The 1,627-nt window shown below is 65.6% G+C and carries 2 protein-coding genes; both read right to left on the bottom strand.

Annotated features, from left to right (window positions below):
• The coding region (locus QTH87_RS26160; RefSeq protein ID WP_286613357.1) for an AMP-binding protein at nt 1–590 on the bottom strand (590 nt) is incomplete at its 3' end.
• 22 nt (nt 591–612) lie between these two features.
• Nucleotides 613–1,605 (bottom strand): Bug family tripartite tricarboxylate transporter substrate binding protein, encoded by a 993-nt coding sequence (locus QTH87_RS26155; protein WP_286613355.1) that lies wholly within the window; start codon nt 1,603–1,605, stop codon nt 613–615.
• Nucleotides 1,606–1,627: the final 22 nt, after the last annotated feature.

Below are 1,627 nucleotides of genomic sequence, written 5' to 3'. Positions count from 1 at the left end.
AGCACACCCTTCGGGTCGCCGGTGGTGCCGGAGGTGTAGCACAGCGAACTGGCGCTGTTCTCGTCGAGATTCGGCCATTCGAAGCGGTCGCTCGCGGCGGCCAGGATTTCCTCGTAGCACAGGAGACCGGGGACCTTGGTCGAGACCGGCAGGTGCGCCCGGTCGGTCATCGCGACGAAGGCCTTGATCGTCTTCACGCGTGAAGCGATCGCCTCCACGATCGGCAGGAAGCTCAGGTCGAAGAACAGCACCTGGTCTTCGGCATGGTCGGCGATCCACACCAGCTGGTCGGGGTGCAGGCGCGGATTGAGCGTGTGCAGCACCGCGCCAGAGCCCGAGACGCCGTAGTACAGCTCCATGTGGCGGTACCCGTTCCACGCCAGCGTGGCGACACGGTCTCCGAGTACGACGCCGCGCTGCGCCAGCGCGTTAGCCACGCGTCGTGCCCGAACGGCAAGCTCTCGGTAGGTGGTGCGGTGAATGTCGCCCTCGACACGGCGCGAGACTATTTCCTGTTCGCCATGGTGGCGTTCGGCGTGCGTCAGCAGGCTGGAGATCAGCAGCGGCTGCTGCATCATCTGTCCGTTCATGATGTCTGCTCCTTGAAGGGTGTCATTCAGGCTGAAAGCCGATGGCCTTCAGATGGGCGGCGTGCTTGTCGGACGCCGCGCGCAGAGACTTCGACAGCTCGTCGGGCGTCAGCGGCAAGCCGATGTCCTGGCCTTGTTCCCTGAAGCGCTCGATGACCTTCGGCTGCTGCAACACCTTCAGCGTGGCTTCGCGGACCTTGGCTTGCACATCCGCCGGCACATTCGGCGTGGTCCAGAGCCCCATCCAGGCGATGTCGCCGAGCCGCGGGTAGCCGAGCTCGGCCAAGGTCGGCACGTCGGGCAGCGCAGTCAGCCGCTTGGGGGTACCGACCGCAAAGGCCTTCAGCTTGCCAGCCTTGACCAGCGGCACCGAGGTCGCCGGGCCGTCGAACATCAGCGCGACATGGCCGCCCATCACGTCTTGAAGCGCCGGCGGCGAGCCCTTGTAGCCCGCATGCGTCATGTCCAGGCCGGCCAGCTTGTTGAGCTCCTGCCCCATCGTGTGCGACATCGATCCGCTGCTGTACGAGGCGTAGCTCACCTTGCCGGGGTGGGCCTTCACATAGGCGATGACTTCGCTCAGGTTCGATGCCGGCAGCGACGGCGTACCGACGAGCACGAGGCCGGTTTGGGTGAGCTGTGCCAAAGGTTGGATGTCCTTGAACATGTCGATCCGGGACTTCGCGATATGTGGAATCTCGCTCACCAAGCCGTTGACGCCCACCATGAAGGTGTAGCCATCGTGCGGCGACTGCACCAGGTCCTGGGTACCGATGGCGCCCATGGCCCCGGGCTTGTTGTCGACGATCACGGGCTGGCCGAGCAGAGGCGCCAGTCCTTCGGCCAACGTACGCGCGACGATGTCCGCGGTGCCGCCAGCCGGTGCGCCGACGACGAGCCGGATCGGTTTGCTGGGCCAGGTCTGGCCCAGTGCGGCGGGTGCCACGGCCACCAGGGATGCGGCTGCCAGGGCGCCGAGCATGGCGCGGCGCAGGGGTTTCGTCAGTGCTTGCATTTATGTCTCCGGGAATTGATGA

It is taken from the genome of Variovorax jilinensis, assembly GCF_030316885.1.
Classification (GTDB): Bacteria; Pseudomonadota; Gammaproteobacteria; order Burkholderiales; family Burkholderiaceae_C; genus Variovorax; species Variovorax jilinensis.
Note: the sequence above shows the minus strand (reverse complement) of the source record. Positions and strands in the feature narration are given on the sequence as shown.